Source organism: Vibrio splendidus 12E03 (assembly GCF_000272105.2).
Classification (GTDB): Bacteria; Pseudomonadota; Gammaproteobacteria; order Enterobacterales; family Vibrionaceae; genus Vibrio; species Vibrio splendidus_I.
Genome location: NZ_AJZD02000287.1, coordinates 1 through 239, shown reverse-complemented (window position 1 = coordinate 239; position 239 = coordinate 1). Strand labels below are relative to the sequence as shown.

General features: G+C 45.2%; 1 tRNA gene. It reads right to left on the bottom strand.

The features are described from left to right. Window positions 1-126 precede the first annotated feature (126 nt). A tRNA-Thr gene (locus tag A142_RS17915) sits at window positions 127-202 on the bottom strand. Window positions 203-239 lie beyond the last annotated feature (37 nt).

Genomic DNA, 239 nt, shown 5'->3' with positions numbered 1-239 from the left:
GTTTCGTACGTTCAAATTTTTCTTTAGACATGGGGTGTCCCTCTAGGTACGGATTAGGTGGCTTAAAATAAGACCACGCAACCAAAAAAAATGGTTTTCTTTATTAAAGGAGAAGAAGCTTTAGACTGGTGCTAATACCCAGAGTCGAACTGGGGACCTCACCCTTACCAAGGGTGCGCTCTACCGACTGAGCTATATCAGCACACAAAATGAGTTGGAGCGTGCAGCGGGAATCGAAC